The sequence below is a fragment of the Streptomyces sp. NPDC046197 genome, assembly GCF_040646295.1.
Classification (GTDB): Bacteria; Actinomycetota; Actinomycetes; order Streptomycetales; family Streptomycetaceae; genus Streptomyces.
This window is the reverse complement of the sequence record NZ_JBEYZY010000026.1, coordinates 44,001-64,475: the sequence shown is the minus strand read 5'-3', so window position 1 is coordinate 64,475 and position 20,475 is coordinate 44,001. Positions and strand designations below refer to the sequence as shown.

Sequence of the window (20,475 nt, the reverse complement as noted above, 5' to 3'; positions counted from 1 at the left end):
CGGGTTTCGGGGGACGAGGGCGGGCGACAGCCCGTGCTCCGCCGTTGATCTGACACCATTCCCCGGGGGCCCCGTTCGGCGGATGGACGGAGCTCGTTGGAGAAGCTTGCGACCAGGGGACGGATGGGACCGCGGAGTGCGGGGCTACGAACGCCAGGAGCGAGAGCCGGCGGCTGACGTCGACCACCTCTCTCGGTTCGAGGCCGAGATGGAGCGGCTGAAGACCGAGCGGGAAAAGGCGATCCAGCACGCCGAGGACCTCGGCTACCAGGTCGAGGTGCTGCGCGCCAAGCTGCACGAGGCGCGCCGCACCATCATGTCCCGGCCCGCCTACGACAGCGCCGACATCGGCTATCAGGCCGAACAGCTGCTGCGCAACGCGCAGATGCAGGCCGACCAGATTCGCGCCGACGCCGAGCGCGAGCTGAGCCAGGCCCGGGCACAGACCCAGCGCATCCTCCAGGAGCACGCCGAGCAGGCCGCGCGCCTGCAGGCCGAGCTGCACGCCGAGGCCGTCTCCCGCCGCCAGCAGCTCGACCAGGAGCTCGCCGAGCGCCGGCAGACCGTCGAGTCGCACGTCAACGAGAACGTGGCGTGGGCCGAGCAGCTGCGGGCCCGCACCGAGCAGCAGGCCCGCCGCCTCCTCGACGAGTCCCGCGCCGAGACCGAGCAGGCCATGGCCGCCGCCCGCGCCGAGGCCGAGCGGCTCACCGCAGAGGCCCGGCAGCGGCTGCAGAACGAGGCCGAGTCGGCCCGCGCCGAGGCCGAGCAGATCCTGCGCCGCGCCCGCGCCGACGCCGAGCGGCTGCTCAACGCGGCCTCCACCCAGGCGCAGGAGGCCACCGACCACGCGGAGCAGCTGCGCACCTCCACCGCCACCGAGTCGGACACCGCCCGGCGCCAGTCCGCCGAGCTGAGCCGGGCCGCCGAGCAGCGCATGGCGGAGGCCGAGACGGCGCTGCGCGAGGCGCGCGCCGAGGCGGAGAAGCTGGTCACCGAGGCCAAGGAGGCCGCGTCCAAGGCGCTCTCCAGTGCCGAGTCCACCAACGAGCAGCGCACGCGTACGGCCAAGGAGCAGGTCGCCCGGCTGGTCGAGGAGGCCACCAAGGAGGCCGAGAACACCAGGTCCGAGGCCGAGCAGCTGGTCGCGGACGCCCGTGCCGAGGCCGAGAAGATCGTCGCGGAGGCGGCCGAGAAGGCCCGCACCCTCACCGCCGAGGAGAGCGCGACCCAGCTGTCCAAGGCCGCCAAGACCGCCGAGGACGTCCTGAACAAGGCGTCCGAGGAGGCCAAGAACACCACCAAGGCCGCGGCCGAGGAGGCCGAGCGGATCCGCCGGGAGGCCGAGGCCGAGGCGGACCGGCTGCGCGGCGAGGCGCACGACATCGCCGAGCAGCTCAAGGGCGCGGCCAAGGACGACACCAAGGAGTACCGCGCCAAGACGGTCGAGCTGCAGGAGGAGGCCCGCCGGCTGCGCGGCGAGGCCGAGCAGCTGCGTGCCGACGCGGTCGCCGAGGGCGAGAAGATCCGCGCCGAGGCCCGGCGCGAGGCCGTGGCGCAGATCGAGGAGGCGGCGAAGTCCGCCGAGGAGCTGCTGGCCAAGGCCAAGGCCGACGCCGACGAACTGCGCGGCACCGCCCAGACCGACAGCGAGAAGGTCCGCACCGAGGCCATCGAGCGCGCCACCACGCTGCGCCGGCAGGCCGAGGAGACGCTGGAGCGGACCCGCAAGGAGGCCGAGCGGCACCGCGCGGAGGCCGCCGAGCAGGTCGAGGCGGCCCAGGCGGACGCCGAGCGGGCCGCGCGCGAACTGCGCGAGGAGACCGAGCGGGCGGTGGCGGCCCGGCAGGCGGAGGCCGCCGAGGAGCTGACGCGGCTGCACACCGAGGCCGAACAGCGCCTCGCCGCCGCCGAGCAGGCGCTGACCGACGCCCGTGCGGAGGCCGCGCGCATCCGCCGCGAGGCGGCCGAGGAGACCGACCGGCTGCGCGCCGAGGCCACCGAGCGCATCCGCACCCTCCAGCAGCAGGCGGAGGCCGAGGCGGAGCGCCTGCGCACCGAGGCCGCCTCGGACGCCTCCGCCTCCCGCGCCGAGGGCGAGTCCATCGCCGTACGGCTGCGGTCGGAGGCCGCGGCCGAGGCCGAGCGGCTCAAGGCCGAGGCCCAGGACACCGCCGACCGGGTCCGCGCGGAGGCGCAGGCCGCCGCCGAGCGCCTCGGCACCGAGGCCTCCGAGACGCTGGCCGCCGCCCAGGAGGAGGCCGCCCGGCGCCGCCGCGAGGCCGAGGAACTCCTCGGCGCCGCACGCCAGGAGGCCGACCAGGAGCGCGAGCGGGCCCGCGAGCAGAGCGAGGAACTGCTGGCCGTGGCTCGGGGCCGCGTGGAGGAGGCGCAGGCCGAGGCCACCCGTCTGGTCGAGGAGGCCGACCGGCGCGCCACCGAGATGGTGTCGGCCGCCGAGCAGCACGCCCAGCAGGTGCGGGACTCCGTCGCCGGGCTGCACGAGCAGGCGCAGGAGGAGATCACCGGTCTGCGCTCCGCCGCCGAGCACGCGGCGGACCGTACCCGGCGGGAGGCCGAGGAGGAGTCGGACCGGGTCCGCGCGGACGCCTACGCGGAGCGGGAACGGGCGAGCGAGGACGCGGGCCGGCTGCGGCGCGAGGCGCACGAGGAGGCGGAGGCCGCCAAGGCGCTCGCGGAACGCACGGTGTCCGAGGCGATCGCGGAGGCCGACCGGGCCCGCGCGGAAGCCGCCGAGCACGCCCAGCGGGTGCGCACCGAGGCCTCCGACACCATCGCGCAGGCCGACCAGGACGCCACGCGCACGCGTGCCGAGGCCCGCGAGGACGCCAACCGCATCCGGTCGGACGCGGCGACGCAGGCGGACACGCTCATCAGCGAGGCCCGCGCCGAGGCGGAGCGGCTGCAGTCGGAGACGATCGCCGAGGCCGATCGGCTGACTTCGGAGACCGCCGCGGAGGCCGACCGGGTCCGGGCCGAGTCCGTCGCCAAGGCCGAGAAGCTGATCTCGGACGCCACCGGGGACGCGGAGCGGCTGCGCGCCGAGGCCGCCGAGACCGTCGGCTCCGCACAGCAGCACGCCGAGCGGACCCGCGCCGAGGCCGAGCGTGTCCGGACCGAGGCCGCGGCGGAGGCGGAGCGTGTCGTGTCGAGCGCCCGCGAGGAGGCCGAGCGGACGCTGGACGAGGTCCGCAGGGAGGCCAACAAGCGGCGCTCGGAGGCGGCCGAGCAGGTCGACAAGCTCATCACCGAGACCACGGCCGAGGCCGACAAACTGCTCACCGAGGCACAGCAGAGCGCGGTCAAGGCCAAGGCGGATGCCGAGGCCCAGGCGGACACGATGGTGGGCGCGGCCCGCCGGGAGGCCGACCGGATCCTGTCCGAGTCGACCGTCGAGGGCAACACGCTGGTGGAGAAGGCGCGTACGGACGCGGACGAGCTGCTCGTGGGCGCCCGCCGGGACGCCACCGCGATCCGGGAGCGCGCCGAGGAGCTGCGCGAGCGCATCACCGCCGAGATCGAGGATCTGCACGAGCGCGCCCGGCGCGAGGCGGCGGAGACCATGAAGTCGACCGGCGACCGGTGCGACGCCCTCATCAAGGCCGCCGAGGAGCAGCTGGCCAAGGCGCAGGCCAAGGCGAAGGAGATCGTCTCGGAGGCGAACTCCGAGGCGGGCAAGGTGCGTATCGCCGCGGTCAAGAAGGCCGAGGGGCTCCTGAAGGAGGCCGAGCAGAAGAAGGCGACGCTGGTCAAGGAGGCCGAGGAGCTCAAGGCCGAGGCAATCCGCGAGGCCAGGCGCACCGTCGAGGAGGGCAAGCGGGAGCTGGAGGTCCTGGTGCGCCGCCGGGAGGACATCAATGCCGAGATCTCGCGTGTCCAGGACGTCCTGGAGGCGTTGGAGTCCTTCGAGGCCCCGTCGTCCGGAAAGGACGGGGGCGTCAAGGCGGGAGCGACGGTGGGGGCACCCCGATCGGGTGGCAAGTCGTCAGAGAGCTAGCCAGAAGGGGGCATTCCGGGTTGTCTGGGGGCTTTGACCAACTATTTGGCAAGCCATCCGACGGTCAGCCACTCAAAAGAGGTGTCATTCTCCAGATCAAACACGTATCCGCTCGATGACACACCGCTTCGGCCCCTAGGATTCCCCCTATCACCTCACCGGTCTCATTCGACAGGAACCCCATGAGCGACACTTCCCCCTACGGCTTCGAGCTTGTGCGGCGTGGGTACGACCGCGCTCAGGTGGACGAACGTATCTCCAAGCTCGTCTCCGACCGTGACAGTGCTCTGTCCCGCATCACCGCTCTGGAGAAGCGCATCGAGGAGCTCCACCTCGAAACGCAGAACGCCCAGGCCCAGATCACCGACGCGGAGCCGTCGTACGCGGGTCTCGGCGCGCGGGTCGAGAAGATCCTCCGCCTCGCCGAGGAAGAGGCCAAGGATCTGCGTGAGGAGGCCCGGCGCGCGGCCGAGCAGCACCGCGAACTCGCCGAGTCGGCGTCCCAGCAGGTCCGCAACGACGCCGAGGCCTTCGCCGCGGAGCGCAAGGCCAAGGCCGAGGACGAGGGCGTCCGGATCGTCGAGAAGGCCAAGAGTGACGCCTCTCAGCTGCGGGCCGAGGCGCAGAAGGACGCGCAGTCCAAGCGCGAGGAGGCCGACGCCCTCTTCGAGGAGACCCGCGCCAAGGCCGCACAGGCCGCCGCCGACTTCGAGACGAACCTCGCCAAGCGCCGCGAGCAGTCCGAGCGCGACCTGGCCTCCCGCCAGGCCAAGGCCGAGAAGCGCCTCGCCGAGATCGAGCACCGCGCCGAGCAGCTGCGCCTGGAGGCCGAGAAGCTGCGCACCGACGCCGAGCGCCGCGCCCGCCAGACGGTGGAGACGGCCCAGCGCCAGGCCGAGGACATCGTGGCCGACGCCAACGCCAAGGCCGACCGCATCCGTTCGGAGTCCGAGCGCGAGCTCGCCGCGCTGACCAACCGCCGCGACTCGATCAACGCCCAGCTGACGAACGTGCGCGAGATGCTGGCGACCCTCACCGGTGCCGCGGTGGCCGCCGCGGGCACGCCGGCCGAGGACGAGCCGATCTCCCGTGGCGTTCCGGCCCAGCAGTCCCGGTAACGCCGGGAGCAACGGCCGCTGAACATTCGCGGAGCCCTCCGCCACTGAAGTGGCGGAGGGCTTTGTGCCGTTTTAGCGTGGCCGCATGATCGCGCTGGAGGGGCTGACGAAGCGGTACGGCGAGAAGCTGGCGGTCGACAACCTCACCTTCACCGTCAGACCGGGCACCGTCACGGGCTTCCTCGGGCCCAACGGCGCCGGCAAGTCCACCACCATGCGGATGATCCTCGGCCTGGACCACCCCACCGCCGGAGACGTCCGCATCGACGGCCGGCACTACGACGAGCTGACGGACCCGCTGACGTACATCGGTGCCCTGCTCGACGCCAAGGCCGTGCACGGCGGGCGCAGCGCCCTCAACCACCTGCTGTGCCTGGCCCAGAGCAACGGCATCGCGAAGAGCCGGGTGCACGAGGTGCTGGACGTCGTCGGCCTGACCGCGGTCGCCGGGAAGAAGGCGAAGGGGTTCTCGCTCGGCATGAGCCAGCGGCTCGGCATCGCCGCCGCACTGCTCGGCGACCCGCAGATCCTGATGTTCGACGAGCCGGTCAACGGCCTCGACCCCGAGGGCATCCACTGGATCCGCAGCCTGATGAAGTCCCTGGCCGCCCAGGGCCGTACGGTCTTCGTCTCCTCGCATCTGATGAGCGAGATGGCGCTGACCGCCGACCACCTCGTCGTCATCGGCCAGGGCCGGCTGCTGGCCGACACCTCCATGGCCGACTTCATCGAGCGGAACTCCCGGATCTACGTACGGATCCGCACCCCGCAGCGGGAGCGGCTCCTCGACGTGCTGCACAGGGCCGGGATCACGGCCGTGCAGACCGGCGGCGGGCTGCTGGAGGTCGACGGCGGCAAGGCCGAGCACATCGGTGAGCTGGCCGCCCAGCACCATGTCGTGCTGCACGAGCTGAGCACCCAGCAGTCCTCGCTGGAGGAGGCCTTCATGCGGCTCACCGCCGGGTCGGTGGAGTACCACGCGCACGCGGACACGCCAACCGGGCGGCCGTGGGGCGTCGACTGGAAGACGAAGGGCTGAGCCATGGCGACGACCCAGGTCATCAGGTCGGAGTGGACGAAGATCCGGTCCGTGGCATCCACCGTGTGGACGCTGTCCCTCGCCGGCGTGGTCACCATCGCCCTCGGCATGCTGATCTCGGCCCTGTCGCGCAACGAGTTCGGCGACATGAGCGCGCGGGAGCGGCTCTCCTTCGACCCCACCTACGTCAGTTTCGCGGGCATGGCGCTCGGGCAGCTCGCGATGATCGTGTTCGGGGTGCTGGTGGTGTCCAACGAGTACAGCACGGGCATGATCCGCACCTCGCTGGCCGCGGTCCCGCGGCGCGGTGTCTTCCTGTCCGGGAAGGTGGCGGTCGCGACCGGCCTCGCCCTCGTGGTCGGCATGGCCACCAGCTTCGCCGCCTTCTTCCTGGGCCAGGCGATGCTCGGCTCGCTGCGGACCTCGCTCGGCAGTCCCGGTGTCCTGCGCGCGGTCATCGGCGGCGGCCTGTACATGACCCTCATCGCGATGTTCTCCATGGGAGTCGCCGCGATGCTGCGCTCGCCGATGCTCTCGCTCGGCATCCTGATGCCGTTCTTCTTCCTGATCTCCAACATCCTGGGCAACGTCTCGGCGACCAAGAAGGTCGGCCAGTACCTGCCCGACCAGGCGGGCAGCCGGATCATGCGGGTGGTTCCCCGGATCGGCGACGGCACTCCGTACGGGCCCTGGGGCGGCCTCGGGATCATGGTGCTGTGGGTGGTCGCGTCACTCGCCGGCGGGTATGTGCTGATGAAGAAGCGGGACGCCCAGTGAAGAGACGGGACGCCCAGGATCCCCGGGACAGCGCACCCGGGGCCTGCCCGGCGCGACTGCGGACCCCGTGAGGTGGCCGGATGCTTTTACTCTCTCTTGGGCGGAACCGTGAGCTCCCGGATATCCTCCTAACCCTTACGGGGGCCTGTGCCCCGCTGTCCTGAACCTTTCGATGGGTGCGGAGCATGATCGAGGCAGTCGGCCTGACCAAGCGCTATGGCGACAAGACAGCCGTGCACAACCTCTCCTTCCAGGTACGGCCGGGAGCCGTCACCGGCTTCCTCGGGCCGAACGGCTCGGGCAAGTCGACGACCATGCGGATGATCCTCGGCCTGGACAACCCCACCACGGGCACGGTGACGATCGGCGGCTACCCCTATCGCAAGCTGCCCAACGCCCCCCGCCAGGTCGGCGCCCTGCTGGACGCCAAGGCCGTGCACGGCGGCCGGTCCGCCCGCAGCCACCTGCTGAGCCTGGCGCAGCTGTCGGGCATCCCGGCCCGGCGGGTCGACGAGGTCCTCGGGGTCGTCGGCCTGCAGGACGTGGCCAAGAAGCGCTCGAAGGGCTTCTCGCTCGGCATGGGCCAGCGGCTCGGCATCGCCGCGGCGCTGCTCGGCGACCCGCAGGTGCTGCTGTTCGACGAGCCGGTCAACGGTCTCGACCCCGAGGGCATCCTCTGGGTGCGGAACCTGATGAAGTCCCTCGCGGCGGAGGGACGGACCGTGTTCGTCTCCAGTCACCTCATGAGCGAGATGGCGCTGACCGCCGACCACCTGATCGTGATCGGGCGCGGGCAGCTGCTCGCCGACATGAGTGTGACGGACTTCATCTCCGCCAACTCCGCGGACTTCGCCCGCGTCCGCACCCCCGACACCGACCCGCAGCAGCGGGAGAAGCTGACGTCCGCGCTGACCGAGGCGGGCGGGCACGTGCTGCCCGAGCAGGACGGCGCGCTGCGGGTGACCGGACTGCCGCTCCCCCGGATCAGCGACCTCGCGTACGAGACCGACGTACGCCTGTGGGAGCTGTCGCCGCACCAGGCCTCGCTGGAGGAGGCGTACATGCGGATGACGCAGGCGGCCGTCGACTACCGCTCGACCACCGACCAGAAGGCGGGCCTGATGCAGCCCCTCCCGCCGGGCGCCCAGCCGCCGATGCCGGTACCGGGCCAGGGCCAGCCCGGCTGGTACGCGCCGCCGCCGCCCCAGCAGGGCGGCCGGCCGTTCGCGATGCCCGAGGGACGGCCCGCGGGGCCGTACGGCGCCCCGGCCGCGCCCGCGGGGCAGGCGCACGGCGCGCAGGCGAACCCGTACGCACAGCCGGCCGCACAGCCGGCGCCCGAGCCGCCGCAGGTGCCCGCACAGCAGAGCGGCACCCCGCAGGGCACGCCCGCGGCCCCGGCGCCGGCCGCCGTGCCGCCGCAGGCCGGCGCCCCCGAGCAGCCGCCCGCGAAGCCCGCCGCCCCCGCCCCTGCCGCCGACTCCACCAAGCCCGAGGACGCCCGATGAGCACGCCCCAGCCCCCCATGTCGCAGGCAGCGCCGGCCTGGCAGGCGGCGTCCGGTGCCGCGTTCCCCACCTACACCTCGCCGATCCCGGTCGTGCGCACGCACCTCGGGCACGCCCTCGCCTCGGAGTGGACCAAGATCCGGTCGGTGCGCTCCACGATGTGGACGCTGGGCGTGTTCGTCCTGCTCGTCGTCGGCATCGGTCTGCTGGTCGGCGCGCTGGTCGGCGCCAACTCCTCGGACTCCGACCTGTCCCACCAGAACCCGCTGTCCTTCGGCGTCTTCGGGCTGCTGCTCGGCAGCATCTGCATCATCACACTCGGCGTGCTGACCACGGCCTCGGAGTACGGCACCGGCATGATCCGGACCACGATGGTCGCCTGTCCCACCCGCACACGGGTGCTGGCCGCCAAGGCGATCGTGTTCTTCGCGCTCGCGTTCTCCGTCACGCTGGTCTCGGTCGCCCTGGTCGCGTTCGCCGACGTGGCCATGCTGGACGGCGCCAGGCACCCGTCCGGCGGGGAGTGGCTGAAGGGCACGCTCGGAGTGTCGCTCTACATCGCGCTGCTGGGGCTGCTCTCGCTCGTCGTGGGCTCGATCATCCGGCACTCGGCCGGTGCCATCACCCTCATGATCGGCCTGGTGCTGGCCCCGCTGGTGATCGCGCTGTTCATGTTCACGCAGTCGCTGGAGAAGGTGCGCACCGCCCTGTTCGAGTACTCCATCCCGAACCAGCTCGGCGTCTTCTACGCCAACTCCCTGAGCTCGTCCGGCCCGTCGGGCTGGGACCCGGTGTGGATCATCCTGGGCGTCACGGCCGTCGCCTTCGGCGGCGCCTGGGCGCTGCTGGAGAAGCGGGACGTCTAGGGGGGCCTCAGAACCTCGGCGCGTTACGGGACCGCTGCACCCTGATGGTGCGGCGGTCCTTGGCGTTCCAGCACGCCTTGTGCCAGTGCCGGCGGTCGTCGACGCCCGCGTGCTCGGGCCAGGCCACCACGTGCGGCACCCCGGAGGGGATCACCTGGTCGCATCCCGGGCAGCGGTACGTCTTGCCCTGCGCGCCGGCGCCCGCGACATGACGCACACTCCAGTCCTCGCCCTGCCAGCTCTCCGTGGACTGCCAGCCGCCGTAGCGGCCGCCGGAGTCGGCCTCGGCGCTCCGGCCGGACGGGGCGGAGTCTTTCGCAGCCTTGGGTCGGTTGCGACGCGGGGACACAGGACACCTCACGGAGCTATACAGGATGCACGGGCCTCGTCCAGCCTACGCGGCCGCCACGGGGGTACGCGTAGGGCGCTGATCCCCACAAGTTCCCCTGCCGGGGACCCATTCCCCAGACAATCCGCAAATCTCTTCGCCAGGCCGTGTCCTCGGCACGTGTCGCGCGGTTATGCCCGGTGGGGGAGCTCCGTGTCGGAGCCAAGGAAGCAGGAAATGCAATGCGCGTTGGAAGTTTTGTGCTGGCGGCCCAGTTTCCCGGTCAGGGCCAGGGGGAGGCACTGCACCGGGCGGTCCGTTCGGCCGAGGTGTCCGAGGAGGCCGGGCTCGACGCGGTCTGGCTGGCCGAGCACCACTTCGTGCCGTACGGGACCTGTCCGTCGGCGGTCACCCTGGCCGCGCTGCTGCTGGGCCGTACCCGCCGCATCCGGGTGGGCACGGCGGTGAGCGTACTGCCCACCGCGCACCCGGTCGCGCTCGGTGAGCAGGCCGCGCTGCTCCACGTGACCAGCGGCGGACGGTTCACGCTGGGCGTGGGCCGCGGCGGGCCCTGGGTCGACCTGGAGGTGTTCGGCACCGGTCTTGAGGCGTACGAGAAGGACTTCCCGGAATCACTCGATCTGCTGGTTCGCTGGCTGCGCGAGGCGACCGTGTCCGCTTCGGGGGAACGATTCACCTTCCGTGAGGTCCCTGTCGTCCCCCGCCCCTCGGAGGCGCTGACGGAGGTACCGGGACCCGAGGTCGTCGTCGCCTGCACCTCCCCGGCGAGCGTGCGGCTGGCCGGAGAGCGCGGACTGCCCATGCTGCTCGGGATGCACGTCGGGGACGAGGAGAAGGCGGAGATGATCGCCCTGTGGCGCAGCTGCGCACGTGCGGCGCGGCGGCCGGCCGAGGAGATCCGCGAGGCCGCCCATGTCTCGGCCGGCGTGTGCCAGATCGCGGACCGGCGCACCGACGCGGTGGAGACCCTGCTGAAGGCGATGCCGGGCTGGCTGAAACAGGGGCTGGACGCACATGTCACGGTGGACGGGCGCGATCGCCGGATGCGCGACCCGCTGGCGTACACCGAACTGCTCTGCGGACTGCACCCGGTGGGCACCCCGCGCCTGTGCGCGGACCGGCTGGCGGCGACCTCCGAGCGGACCGGCATCACCCGCTTCGCCCTGCTCGTCGAGGGCTCGGGGGACCTGGCCGCCACGGAGGAGAACCTGCGGCGGCTCGGCGCCGAGGTGCTCCCCCACCTCCGCTGAGCCGGCCGCGTCGCGGGATGGCTTGCCGCTCCACCGGTCCATGCACCTCCCGCGGAAGGAGCGGCAAGCAAGCGACCTACCGCGTCAGCAGTCCCGAAGCTCCGGCGACTGGTTGAGCAGCTGGCTGCGCACCGACGTGAAGCGGGCCAGCGTCTCGTCGGCCGAGGCGTCCAGCGGGAACACCGCCACCCGGTGGCAGTTCTGGAAGGCCAGCCGCACACCGAAGTGCCGCTGCAGCGCACCGCGTATGGCGTCACTCGCGAGCGCACGCAGCAGCTGACCGCGCGCCTGCTCGTCCGGCGGGGGCGTCTGGTTGTCGGCGAACCGGCCGCCGTCAACCTTCAGCTGGGCCACCAGGGAGCTGATCATCTCCCATGCGTAGGGCAGGGAGGTCCGGACGCAGTCGACGAAATCGGCTTCGTCGACCTCGCCTCGCTCGGCCTGTTGGAGTAGGGCCGGTGAGACGTCGAGCGACATGGGTACTCCTCTCGCACCCCCGAACAGCAGGGGTTGCCGGACAGGTAGAGGAGTTCGCGATATCGAACACGCTGCGTACACACATCGCGACCTCCCGTTCCCTACGGTAGGCAACAGAACGAGGGCCCACCAGGAGAATGCACGTACAGGCAGGTCGAGTTGGGCACACAATCGGCCACGAGTGAACACGGGTTATCCAGGGAAAAATGGGGCGGTCCACAGGTCGCCGACGCATGGCCGTACCCGTGGGCTGCCTTGGGCGAATCGCGCACACCGCGCCGCGTCGAGTAGCGTTGCCGACCATGCGTCTCGTCATTGCCCGATGCTCCGTCGACTACGCGGGCCGGCTCACCGCCCACCTTCCGTCGGCGCCCCGTCTGATCCTCGTGAAGGCGGACGGCAGCGTCTCGATCCACGCGGACGACCGTGCCTACAAGCCGCTGAACTGGATGTCGCCGCCGTGCGCGCTCAAGGAGGGCTCCGGTGACGAAGAGGGTGTGTGGACCGTCACCAACAAGGCGGGCGAGAAGCTCATCATTACGATGGAGGAGATCCTCCACGACTCCACGCACGAACTCGGCGTGGACCCGGGGCTGATCAAGGACGGCGTGGAAGCGCACCTGCAGGAGCTGCTCGCCGACCGCATCGAGACGCTGGGCGAGGGCTACACGCTCATCCGGCGCGAGTACATGACGGCCATCGGCCCGGTGGACATCCTGTGCCGGGACGCCGACGGCCGGACCGTCGCGGTGGAGATCAAGCGCCGCGGCGAGATCGACGGGGTGGAGCAACTGACGCGCTATCTGGAGCTGTTGAACCGCGATCCCCATCTCGCCCCGGTCCGCGGCATCTTCGCGGCCCAGGAGATCAAGCCGCAGGCCCGCGTGCTGGCGACGGACCGCGGGATCGGCTGCCAGGTCCTGGACTACGACGCACTGCGCGGCATCGAGGACGACAAACTCCGGTTGTTCTGACACGGCTGCACGACGCAGGGGGCCGGGTCCGTTTCCAACGGGCCCGGCCCCCTTTGCGTCGGCGGGATCAGATCACCGCGCCCGAGCTGCCCCCGGAGGGCGCACCGCTGCTCGCCGGGGCGCCTGCCGAGCTGCTGGACGCTGCGGGGGCGCCGGCCGACTTCGACGTGCCGGGCGAGGCCGGGCCGCTGGCCGAGTCGGACGTCGTCGGCTTCGACGAAGACTGCGATACCGAAGGGGACGATGTCGGCGTCGGCGATGCGGACTTCGAAGGCGAGGTCGAAGGCGTCGGAGGCTTCGTGGAGGTCGTCGGCTTCGACGTCGGCGACTTGGACGGTGGCTTCGACGGCGAGTGCGACGAACCGCCGCCGCCCGGCCCCTTCGTCCCGGTCGGGTCGTCGGAGGGCCTGCCGTCGTCCGACGGCGATGCCGCGTTGCCCGTCGAGCCGTGCGTGCCGTTGGGACCCGGGGCGCTCGGGCGGCTGGTCGCCGTTCCGGTGTCGCCGTTGCCGGCCTTCTGCGGCGTGTCCGCGCCGAGGCCGCCGCCGTCCGCGTCCTGGCTGGCGGACGGGTTGACGTCGACCTTGTCGGAGGGGTTGTTGGCGTCGTTGTGGGAGGTGGCGCCGAGCGTCACCACCGTGCCGAGAACGGCGGCGAGCAGCGCACCCGCGCCGACCGCCACGAGGTTGCGCCGCGCGATGCCCTTGATGCCCACCCGCTGCTTCGGCGTGGCCCCCGGCGAACCCGACGCCCCCGAGAACCCCGCCGACGACGTGCCCGCCGCCGTGGACCGGTACGTCACCAGGGTCGAGTCGTCGCCGACCGGCGGGAGCGAGAAGGGCGCGAGGATGCCGCCGGGAGGCGATGCCGACTCCTCGGTGCGGGCGTCCGGCACCTCCTCGCCCGCGGTGGGGCCGACGCCCGGCAGCGTGCCGAAGCCGGACGCCGCGCCGATGCCCGCCGTGGTGCCGGAGCGGTCGGCGACCAGGGCGAGGGCACGGCGGCCGGCGACGGTGCCGCGCTTGTCGGAGAGCGCGCCGCGCAGGCCGATGGAGGCCTCCAGTTCGGCACGCGCCCGGTCCAGCCGGCCGCCGCAGAGCGCGAGGATGCCCAACTCGTGGTGGAAGTAGGCCTGCTCGCCGACCACTCCGGCGAGCCGGGCGGCCTCGGCGCCGAAGCGCAGCGCCCGGTCCCAGGCGTTCCAGTGCAGTCCGGCGGCGAAGGCGGGTACGGCCGTGCGGGCGAGCTGCACGGCGGTGCTCTCCTCGTCCTCGCCGACCGGCGTGATCCCCGCCACCAGGACGCCCAGGGCGGCGAGCACGGCGTCCGCCTCGGCGCACACCCTCTCGGGCGTCACCGAAGGGTGTCCGGCCCACCAGGCGTAGTGCTGGGCGGCGGTGCGGGCCTGGGCTTCGGCGTCCTCTCCGTATCCGACGGCCTCCAGCTGGGTCAGCACCCCGGCGGCGAGCCGGTAGCGGGAGCCGACGGGCGACACCAGGCCGCAGCTCGCCAGCTCCCCGAGCGCGGCGTCCGCGTGGGTGTCGCCGACCAGCGCCGGCAGGTGCGCCTGGTGCGGCACCTCGCCGCCGAGGGCGACGGCGAACCGCAGGGTGGCGCGGGCGGAGGAGCTCAGCCGGGAGGCGAGCAGCGGAGCGGGCGCGGCGGCCTCGCCCAGCGAGGGCAGCGGTACGTCGTCACCGGCGCCGTCGTCGAGGGGCGTGCCGGGGGCACCTCCCTGCTCGAGCGAAGCCGAGAGCTTGGGAAAGGCCGGCGCGTCCTCGAAGACGCCGAACTCCTCGACCGCGTTGGTGGTGGCCCGCAGTTCGTCGCGCCGGACCAGCAGCGCGCCGGCCTGGACGAACCGCAGCGGCAGGCCCTCGGACTCGAACCAGAGGTCGCCGGCCCAGTTGGCCTCCTCCTCGGTGAGGACGCGGCCCACGGCGCGCTCAAGGATCTCCACCCCGCCCGGCCGGTCCAGCCCGCTGAGGAAGACCTCCTCGATGGCTGAGTCGGCGGACGGCGCGGGTACGTCCGGGGTCGCGCTGATCAGGAAGGCGCACTCGGGGGTGGCGTCGAGCAGTTCGTCGAGGGCGCTCCCGCCGAACTCGATGTCGTCCAGCACGACGACCGCGCCGATCTCCCGGACGAGTTCGAGCAGCTCCTCGTGGCCGGGCCGGTGCAGGGGCGCGTCGTAGACCGCGCGGAAGAGGTCGTGGAGCAGGTCGCTCGTGGTGCGGCGGAACCCGGTGAGGCGGACGACGCCGTCGGGGGCGAGGTCCGAGCAGTCGTCGGCGACCAGGTCCAGCAGGCTGGTGCGGCCGGAACCGCCGGGACCGGTGAGGCGCACCGAGCGGCCGCGGGCGAGCAGCCGTACCAGCCGCTCGCGCTCGTCCTGCCGTTCGAGGAGCGGCAGCGCGGGCCGCGCCGGACCGGGCGGCACGGGCGGCCGGCCCGCGCGGTCCTTGTCTGCGCGCTCCGCCGCGGTGTGCTTCCGCGGCCGGCCGGGGCGGTCTCCGGGCGGGCAGACCTCGATCTCGCTGCCGTCGACCGGGTTGACGGTGAGCAGGAAGTCGCCGGCGACGAGCTGAACCGTGCGGGCCAGTGCCGGTGCGTGCGGTGCGAAGTCGGATACGAGGGAATCCCTGGGCGGGCGCCGGCTCGGCGTGTGGCCGTCGCCGTCGTGGTCCCTGTCCTCGGGCTCCCGGATGATCGGGTCCATAGGTGCAAGCCCCCCAAAAGCGTCGTGTGCTCTTCCAGCCCCTCCCGGCCTTGCTGCACACCGCGCAGTCGCTTCTGGTCCGGGCCCGCTTGAGGGTTGCTTGGGAGCGGGCGACCGAACCCTAAACCTTCGCACAGTATCTACGACAGCCCGGGGTACTGCGCCGTCCGAAGCGTCACAGTCTCGTGAGGATTGCACGCGACGTACGTTTCGGCGACGTGCGCCCGGGTCTCCCGCGTCGCCCGGTTCACACCCGTACGGACGCCATGCACGGGCGGCCCGGTGCGGTCGTCCCTGCGGTGGGGTTCACACGCGGGGCACGGCGGGGCTCACACGCGGGGCAGGGACTCCACGCCGATGCCGCCCTCGATGGCCAGGATCCGGTGCAGCCGGGTGGCCACCAGCAGGCGCTGCATCTGCGGCGGCACGCCGCGCAGCACCAGCCGTCGGCCGCGGCGGCCGGCCCGACGGTGGGCGCCCATGATGACGCCCAGTCCGGTGGCGTCCCAGGAGTCGAGTTCGGACAGGTCCAGCACCAGGTCGCCGGCGCCGTCGTCGACGGCCGAGTGCAGGACCGTACGGGCGTCCGCCGCGCTGCGGACGTCGAGGCGGCCCCCGACGACCAGCTCGGCGTGGTCGCCCCTGATGTACATATGCGCTCCCCGTGAGTGCGGTGGCGTACTCCATGACGGTGGCTGTGCAACGTCTGACTGCCTGGGTGGCAGGACGGTTGCTGTTTGTAGGCGATCCGATACCGAATTCACCCTGACGGGTGACGCCGCCGGGGCTGGTGCGGTCTCAGTGCTTGTAGAAGCCCTGCCCGCTCTTGCGCCCGATGTCACCGGCGTCAACCATCCGGCGCATCAGCTCCGGCGGGGCGAACTTCTCGTCCTGGGTCTCGGTGTAGATGTTGCTGGTGGCGTGCAGCAGGATGTCCACGCCGGTCAGGTCCGCGGTGGCGAGCGGGCCCATGGCGTGGCCGAAGCCCAGCCTGCAGGCCAGGTCGATGTCCTCGGCGGTGGCGACGCCCGACTCGTACAGCTTCGTCGCCTCGACGACGAGGGCCGAGATGAGGCGGGTCGTCACGAAGCCGGCGACGTCCCGGTTGACCACGATGCAGGTCTTGCCGACGGACTCGGCGAACTCCCGCGCCCTGGCGAGCGTTTCGTCGCTGGTCTTGTAGCCGCGGACGAGCTCGACGAGCTGCATCATCGGCACCGGCGAGAAGAAGTGCACGCCGACGACCCGCTCCGGGCGCTCCGTCGCGGCCGCGATCTTGGTGATCGGGATGGCGGAGGTGTTGGAGGCGAGCACGGTGTCCTCGCGCACGATCTTGTCGAGGGTGCGGAAGATCTCGTGCTTGACGTCGAGCTTCTCGAAGACGGCCTCGACGACGACGTCGGCGTCGGCGGCCGCGTCAAGGTCGGTCGTCGCGGTGATGCGGGCGAGGGCGGCCTCGGCGTCGTCCGCCTGGAGCTTGCCCTTGCCGACGAACTTGTCGTAGGAGGCCTTGATGCCGTCGGTGCCGCGCTTCAGTGCCTCGTCGGTGACGTCCCGCAGAACGACGTCCCAGCCCGCCTGCGCGGCGACCTGGGCGATGCCGGACCCCATGAGACCGGCCCCGATGACGGCGAGCTTCCGTGCCACTCCGACTCCCCTTTTGAACGACTGCACGAGCGCTTGAACGACTGGCTGAGCGCTTACACGCTGTTTACGTGTGCCTCTCGGCGGACACTAGCGCCCGGACGGGGCTGTGTGACCGGTAAGTAATGCGCGTCACGTCTCAATTGACGGACATCACACCGGCAGGCGTCACTGGGCGCCCCGGACGGCGTAGTTGAGCACCTTTTCGCTCAACAGGTCCTCGATGTCGTCCAGGAGCACGAGTACCTCTCGTGACACTTCGACCGGTTTGCGCCCCGCGACCATCTCACGGCCGATGGTGACGAAGACGGTCTGGTGCACCCAGCAGATCTGACCGGCCATCAGGCCGGGCAGGGGATCGCCCGCGGCGGCGCCCGTCTCCTCGCGCAGGGCGGCTTCCAGGTTGTCGTGGATCTCCTGTTGCAGACTCCACAGGCGGGAGCGCAGCGGGGGCGCCTCGTGGATGACCCGCATGAAACGGTCGTATCCCTCCATCAGCCCCACCCTGGGCGAGACCGCCTCGACCTCCTCGCGCAGCTCGCGCAGCACCGCGCGCGCGGCCGACTCACCCGCGTCCCGGCCGCGCACCCAGCGTGCCAGCCGGTCGGCGACGCCCGCGGAGCGGTCGAAGAAGAGGTCCTCCTTGGCCGGGAAGTAGTTGTAGACGGTGTTCACGGAGACGTCGGCGGCCTCGGCGACGTCCGCGATCGTCACCGGGACGAAGCCGCGCTCCAGGAACAGTCCGGTGGCCGTGTCCGAGATGCGCTGCCTGGTCTCGCGCTTCTTCCGCTCCCTGAGCCCCTCTGCCATGCGCCCATCGTAGATCCGGATCACCGATCACTGGTGCTCCCCAAAACTTGGTGGCATTGCAAAATTGGTGCGCCTCTGTTTTTCTGGGGTCATGACCATCATCAGTACGGCCGGACTGGCCCGTACCTTCCAGACCAGGCGCGGTGCGGTGGAGGCCGTGCGCGGTATCGACCTCACCGTCCGCGAGGGCGAGATCCTGGGCTTCCTGGGCCCCAACGGAGCCGGCAAGACGACCACGCTCCGGATGCTCACCACCCTGCTGAAGCCGACCGGCGGCGCGGCCACTGTCGCGGGCCGCGACCTGGCGACGGAACCTGCCGCGGTACGGCGGGTGTGCGGCTATGTGGCCCAGTCGGGCGGGGTCGATCCCCGCATCACGGTGGCCGAGGAACTGGTCACCCAGGGCCGCCTCTACGGGCTGACGAGGGCTCAGGCACATGGACGTGCACGGGAGTTGGCCCGTGACCTGGACCTGACGGACCTGCTCGACCGGATGACGGGCGCGCTCTCCGGCGGCCAGCGGCGCCGCCTGGACATCGCCATGGCGCTCACCCACCGCCCGAAGGTGCTGTTCCTCGACGAGCCGACGACCGGCCTGGACCCCGGCAGCCGCGCGGACCTCTGGGATCTGATCCGCCGGCTGCGCGACGAGCACGGCACCACGGTGTTCCTGACCACCCACTACCTCGACGAGGCCGACGCACTCTCCGACCGGCTGGTGATCGTCGACCGGGGCGTGGTCGTGGCGGACGGCACTCCGAGCGCGCTCAAGCTCCGCCACGGCGGGTCGATCGACGCCTCGCTCCAGGACACCTTCCTCGCGATCACCGGCCGCGGCCCGGCCCCGGCCGACGCCGCCCCCGTCGCCGTATGAGGCCCCCCTCCCCCTCCATCGGGCAAGCCCCTCACCCCTCCGACAGGCAGAGAGATGCTCCTCCACGACACCGCACTGATCTACGGGCGCTATCTGCGCCAGTCCCTGCGCTCCCGCTTCGCACTGCTCTTCGGCGTGCTGATGCCGCTGCTGTACCTGATGTTCTTCGGCCCCCTGCTCACGCACCTGCCGCTCGGCGCGCAGGGCACTTCCTGGCAGGTCCTGGTTCCCGGTCTGCTGCTGCAACTCGGCCTCTTCGGAGCCGCGTTCGCGGGGTTCGCCGTCATCATCGAGAACGGTCAGGGGGTGGTGGAGCGGATGCGGGTCACCCCGGTCAGCCGCCTCGCCCTGCTGCTCGGCCGCGTGCTGCGCGACGCCACGGTCTTCGTCTTCCAGGCGGTGCTGCTGGTGCTGGCGGCGGTGGCGATGGGTCTACGTGCGCCGCTGCCCGGGGTGCTGATCGGCTTCGCCTTCGTCGCACTGCTCACGGTCTCGCTGGGCTCGCTGTCGTACGCGCTGGCGATGAAGATCCGCACCCCGCAGGAGTTCGGCCCGACGGTCAACGCGCTGACCATGCCGTCCATGCTCCTGTCGGGCCTCATGCTGCCGATGACCCTCGCACCGGCCTGGCTGGACGTGCTCTCCCGCCTCACCCCGTTGCGCTATCTGGTGGACGCGGTGCGGGACGCCTACGTCGGCTCGTACGCGACGGCGCACATGCTCTACGGCGTGCTGGTGGCCGTCGGCTTCGCCGCGGCGGCCGTGACGGTGGGCACACGGGTGTTCCGGACGTCCGGAGCGTAACTACGCTGGTCCCATGGTCAATCTGACGCGCATCTACACCAGGACCGGCGACCAGGGCACGACGGCCCTGGGCGACATGAGCCGGGTCGCCAAGACCGATCTGCGTATCGCCGCGTACGCCGACGCCAACGAGGCGAACGCGGTGATCGGCACGGCGATCGCGCTGGGCAACCTCGACGAGGAGATCGTCAAGGTCCTCACCCGCGTCCAGAACGACCTGTTCGACGTGGGTGCGGACCTCTCCACGCCGGTGGTGGAGAACCCGCAGTTCCCGCCGCTGCGGGTCGAGCAGTTCTACGTCGACCGCCTGGAGGCGGACTGCGACCGCTTCAACGAGCAGTTGGAGAAGCTGCGGTCCTTCATCCTCCCGGGCGGCACGCCGGGTGCCGCGCTGCTGCACCAGGCGTGCACGGTGGTGCGGCGGGCGGAGCGCTCGACGTGGGCGGCCCTCGAGGTGCACGGCGAGGTGATGAACCCGCTCACCGCGACCTATCTCAACCGCCTGTCCGACCTGCTGTTCATCCTCGCCCGGACCGCGAACAAGGAGCCCGGGGACGTGCTGTGGGTACCGGGCGGGGAACGCTGAGGCGCGCTCCCCGCGCCGGTCAGCGGTCCGTGTCTTCCTGGGCCGCGTTCGAGTCCGCCGCCGCGGCGGCGGACTCGGCGGCGTCCACCTTCTGCTTCATCTGCGCATAGCCCGAGGACGTCTGCGCGGCCCCCGAGGGCGTCGCCGAGGGCGCCGTGGCGGAGGACGTCCCGCCCCCGTGCCCGGTGCAGCCCGCGGTGAGCCCGACGACCAGGGCCACCGCGGCCACCGTCAGCGGCAGGGCCGGAACCCGGCGCATCAGCCCGCCGCCTTCCCGTCGCCGTTGTCCTTGCACCAGGTTCCAACGGCGGCCAGGTCCTTCTGCCGCTGCTGGAGGTTGGTCACCAGCGACTTGCGGAAGTCCAGACGGTCCTGGAGATAGGTGGCGATCTCCGTGTGGCCGGCCTTCTTCGCGTTGTCCACCCGCTGCTGGAGCCGGGCGATCGAACCGCGCGTGCCGGCCCCGGCCTCCAGCCGCTTCAGGGCCCGGTCGATGCGCTGGTCGATCTTCGGCACCCGCTTGCACAACGCCTTGGCGCCGTCACCGGCCGGCCCGGCGGCGGGCGTGCTGTCGGCCGCGGCCGCCCCCGTGGTGCCCGCGAGGACGGCCGTCACCGCGAGCCCCGCGAGCAGCGTGCGCGTCAGTCGTCGTCCGTTCATCT

19 protein-coding genes are annotated in these 20,475 nt (G+C 71.9%); 11 read left to right on the top strand and 8 right to left on the bottom strand.

Annotated features, from left to right (window positions below; all coding sequences use genetic code 11):
* Window positions 1-136 precede the first annotated feature (136 nt).
* The 6 genes from scy to AB0A61_RS29760 all read left to right on the top strand — a co-directional run bounded on the left by scy (window position 137) and on the right by AB0A61_RS29760 (window position 9,326).
* Window positions 137-4,018, top strand: coding sequence for a polarized growth protein Scy (scy, locus tag AB0A61_RS29785; protein ID WP_361298896.1), 3,882 nt, complete (start codon window positions 137-139; stop codon window positions 4,016-4,018).
* A 182-nt stretch (window positions 4,019-4,200) separates the two neighbouring features.
* Window positions 4,201-5,136 carry a cellulose-binding protein gene (locus AB0A61_RS29780; RefSeq protein WP_361298893.1) on the top strand — a complete coding sequence of 312 codons (936 nt, stop codon included), beginning with the start codon at window positions 4,201-4,203 and terminating at the stop codon, window positions 5,134-5,136.
* Between the two features lie 85 nt (window positions 5,137-5,221).
* Window positions 5,222-6,175, top strand: coding sequence for an ABC transporter ATP-binding protein (locus tag AB0A61_RS29775; RefSeq protein WP_361298890.1), 954 nt, complete (start codon window positions 5,222-5,224; stop codon window positions 6,173-6,175).
* A gap of 3 nt (window positions 6,176-6,178) precedes the next feature.
* Window positions 6,179-6,952, top strand: coding sequence for an ABC transporter permease (locus AB0A61_RS29770; RefSeq protein WP_361298887.1), 774 nt, complete (start codon window positions 6,179-6,181; stop codon window positions 6,950-6,952).
* A 185-nt stretch (window positions 6,953-7,137) separates the two neighbouring features.
* Window positions 7,138-8,460 carry an ABC transporter ATP-binding protein gene (locus tag AB0A61_RS29765; protein WP_361298884.1) on the top strand — a complete coding sequence of 441 codons (1,323 nt, stop codon included), beginning with the start codon at window positions 7,138-7,140 and terminating at the stop codon, window positions 8,458-8,460.
* Entirely contained in the window at window positions 8,457-9,326 is an 870-nt protein-coding gene (locus AB0A61_RS29760) for an ABC transporter permease (RefSeq protein ID WP_361298881.1), read from the top strand. The genes AB0A61_RS29765 and AB0A61_RS29760 overlap by 4 nt, the downstream gene beginning before the upstream one ends.
* Window positions 9,327-9,333: 7 nt before the next feature.
* On the opposite strand, the gene AB0A61_RS29755 is transcribed toward AB0A61_RS29760, so the two are convergent.
* Window positions 9,334-9,675, bottom strand: coding sequence for an ATP/GTP-binding protein (locus AB0A61_RS29755; RefSeq protein WP_361298878.1), 342 nt, complete (start codon window positions 9,673-9,675; stop codon window positions 9,334-9,336).
* A 221-nt stretch (window positions 9,676-9,896) separates the two neighbouring features.
* On the opposite strand from AB0A61_RS29755, the gene AB0A61_RS29750 reads away from it, so the two are divergent.
* Window positions 9,897-10,925, top strand: a complete 1,029-nt coding sequence (locus tag AB0A61_RS29750) for an LLM class flavin-dependent oxidoreductase (protein ID WP_361298875.1) — start codon at window positions 9,897-9,899, stop codon at window positions 10,923-10,925.
* 84 nt (window positions 10,926-11,009) lie between these two features.
* On the opposite strand, the gene AB0A61_RS29745 is transcribed toward AB0A61_RS29750, so the two are convergent.
* Complete coding sequence (locus tag AB0A61_RS29745) at window positions 11,010-11,402, bottom strand: SCO5389 family protein (protein ID WP_361298872.1); 393 nt, start codon at window positions 11,400-11,402, stop codon at window positions 11,010-11,012.
* A gap of 302 nt (window positions 11,403-11,704) precedes the next feature.
* Between AB0A61_RS29745 and nucS the strand changes: the two genes are divergently transcribed.
* Window positions 11,705-12,376 carry an endonuclease NucS gene (gene nucS / locus AB0A61_RS29740; RefSeq protein ID WP_361298869.1) on the top strand — a complete coding sequence of 224 codons (672 nt, stop codon included), beginning with the start codon at window positions 11,705-11,707 and terminating at the stop codon, window positions 12,374-12,376.
* A gap of 67 nt (window positions 12,377-12,443) precedes the next feature.
* Here nucS and AB0A61_RS29735 read toward each other — a convergent pair whose 3' ends face one another.
* The 4 genes from AB0A61_RS29735 to AB0A61_RS29720 all read right to left on the bottom strand — a co-directional run bounded on the left by AB0A61_RS29735 (window position 12,444) and on the right by AB0A61_RS29720 (window position 17,549).
* Window positions 12,444-15,095, bottom strand: coding sequence for an ATP-binding protein (locus tag AB0A61_RS29735; protein WP_361298866.1), 2,652 nt, complete (start codon window positions 15,093-15,095; stop codon window positions 12,444-12,446).
* 329 nt (window positions 15,096-15,424) lie between these two features.
* Window positions 15,425-15,748 (bottom strand): STAS domain-containing protein, encoded by a 324-nt coding sequence (locus tag AB0A61_RS29730; RefSeq protein WP_361298863.1) that lies wholly within the window; start codon window positions 15,746-15,748, stop codon window positions 15,425-15,427.
* A 145-nt stretch (window positions 15,749-15,893) separates the two neighbouring features.
* Complete coding sequence (locus tag AB0A61_RS29725) at window positions 15,894-16,742, bottom strand: 3-hydroxyacyl-CoA dehydrogenase family protein (RefSeq protein WP_361298861.1); 849 nt, start codon at window positions 16,740-16,742, stop codon at window positions 15,894-15,896.
* A gap of 165 nt (window positions 16,743-16,907) precedes the next feature.
* Window positions 16,908-17,549, bottom strand: a complete 642-nt coding sequence (locus tag AB0A61_RS29720) for a TetR/AcrR family transcriptional regulator (protein WP_361298858.1) — start codon at window positions 17,547-17,549, stop codon at window positions 16,908-16,910.
* A 91-nt stretch (window positions 17,550-17,640) separates the two neighbouring features.
* On the opposite strand from AB0A61_RS29720, the gene AB0A61_RS29715 reads away from it, so the two are divergent.
* From AB0A61_RS29715 to AB0A61_RS29705, 3 genes are read left to right on the top strand one after another with little or no spacing between them, the layout of a single operon-like run.
* The gene (locus tag AB0A61_RS29715) at window positions 17,641-18,423 is read left to right on the top strand and encodes an ATP-binding cassette domain-containing protein (protein ID WP_361298855.1); all 783 of its coding nucleotides are present in this window, start codon (window positions 17,641-17,643) and stop codon (window positions 18,421-18,423) included.
* Between the two features lie 54 nt (window positions 18,424-18,477).
* Window positions 18,478-19,227: an ABC transporter permease gene (locus AB0A61_RS29710; protein WP_361298852.1), complete on the top strand. Its 750-nt coding sequence runs from the start codon at window positions 18,478-18,480 to the stop codon at window positions 19,225-19,227.
* Between the two features lie 13 nt (window positions 19,228-19,240).
* Window positions 19,241-19,813, top strand: a complete 573-nt coding sequence (locus AB0A61_RS29705) for a cob(I)yrinic acid a,c-diamide adenosyltransferase (protein ID WP_361298848.1) — start codon at window positions 19,241-19,243, stop codon at window positions 19,811-19,813.
* Between the two features lie 19 nt (window positions 19,814-19,832).
* On the opposite strand, the gene AB0A61_RS29700 is transcribed toward AB0A61_RS29705, so the two are convergent.
* Window positions 19,833-20,072 carry a hypothetical protein gene (locus AB0A61_RS29700; protein WP_361298845.1) on the bottom strand — a complete coding sequence of 80 codons (240 nt, stop codon included), beginning with the start codon at window positions 20,070-20,072 and terminating at the stop codon, window positions 19,833-19,835.
* Window positions 20,072-20,473 carry a hypothetical protein gene (locus AB0A61_RS29695; protein ID WP_361298842.1) on the bottom strand — a complete coding sequence of 134 codons (402 nt, stop codon included), beginning with the start codon at window positions 20,471-20,473 and terminating at the stop codon, window positions 20,072-20,074. The genes AB0A61_RS29700 and AB0A61_RS29695 overlap by 1 nt, the downstream gene beginning before the upstream one ends.
* Between the last annotated feature and the right edge of the window lie 2 nt (window positions 20,474-20,475).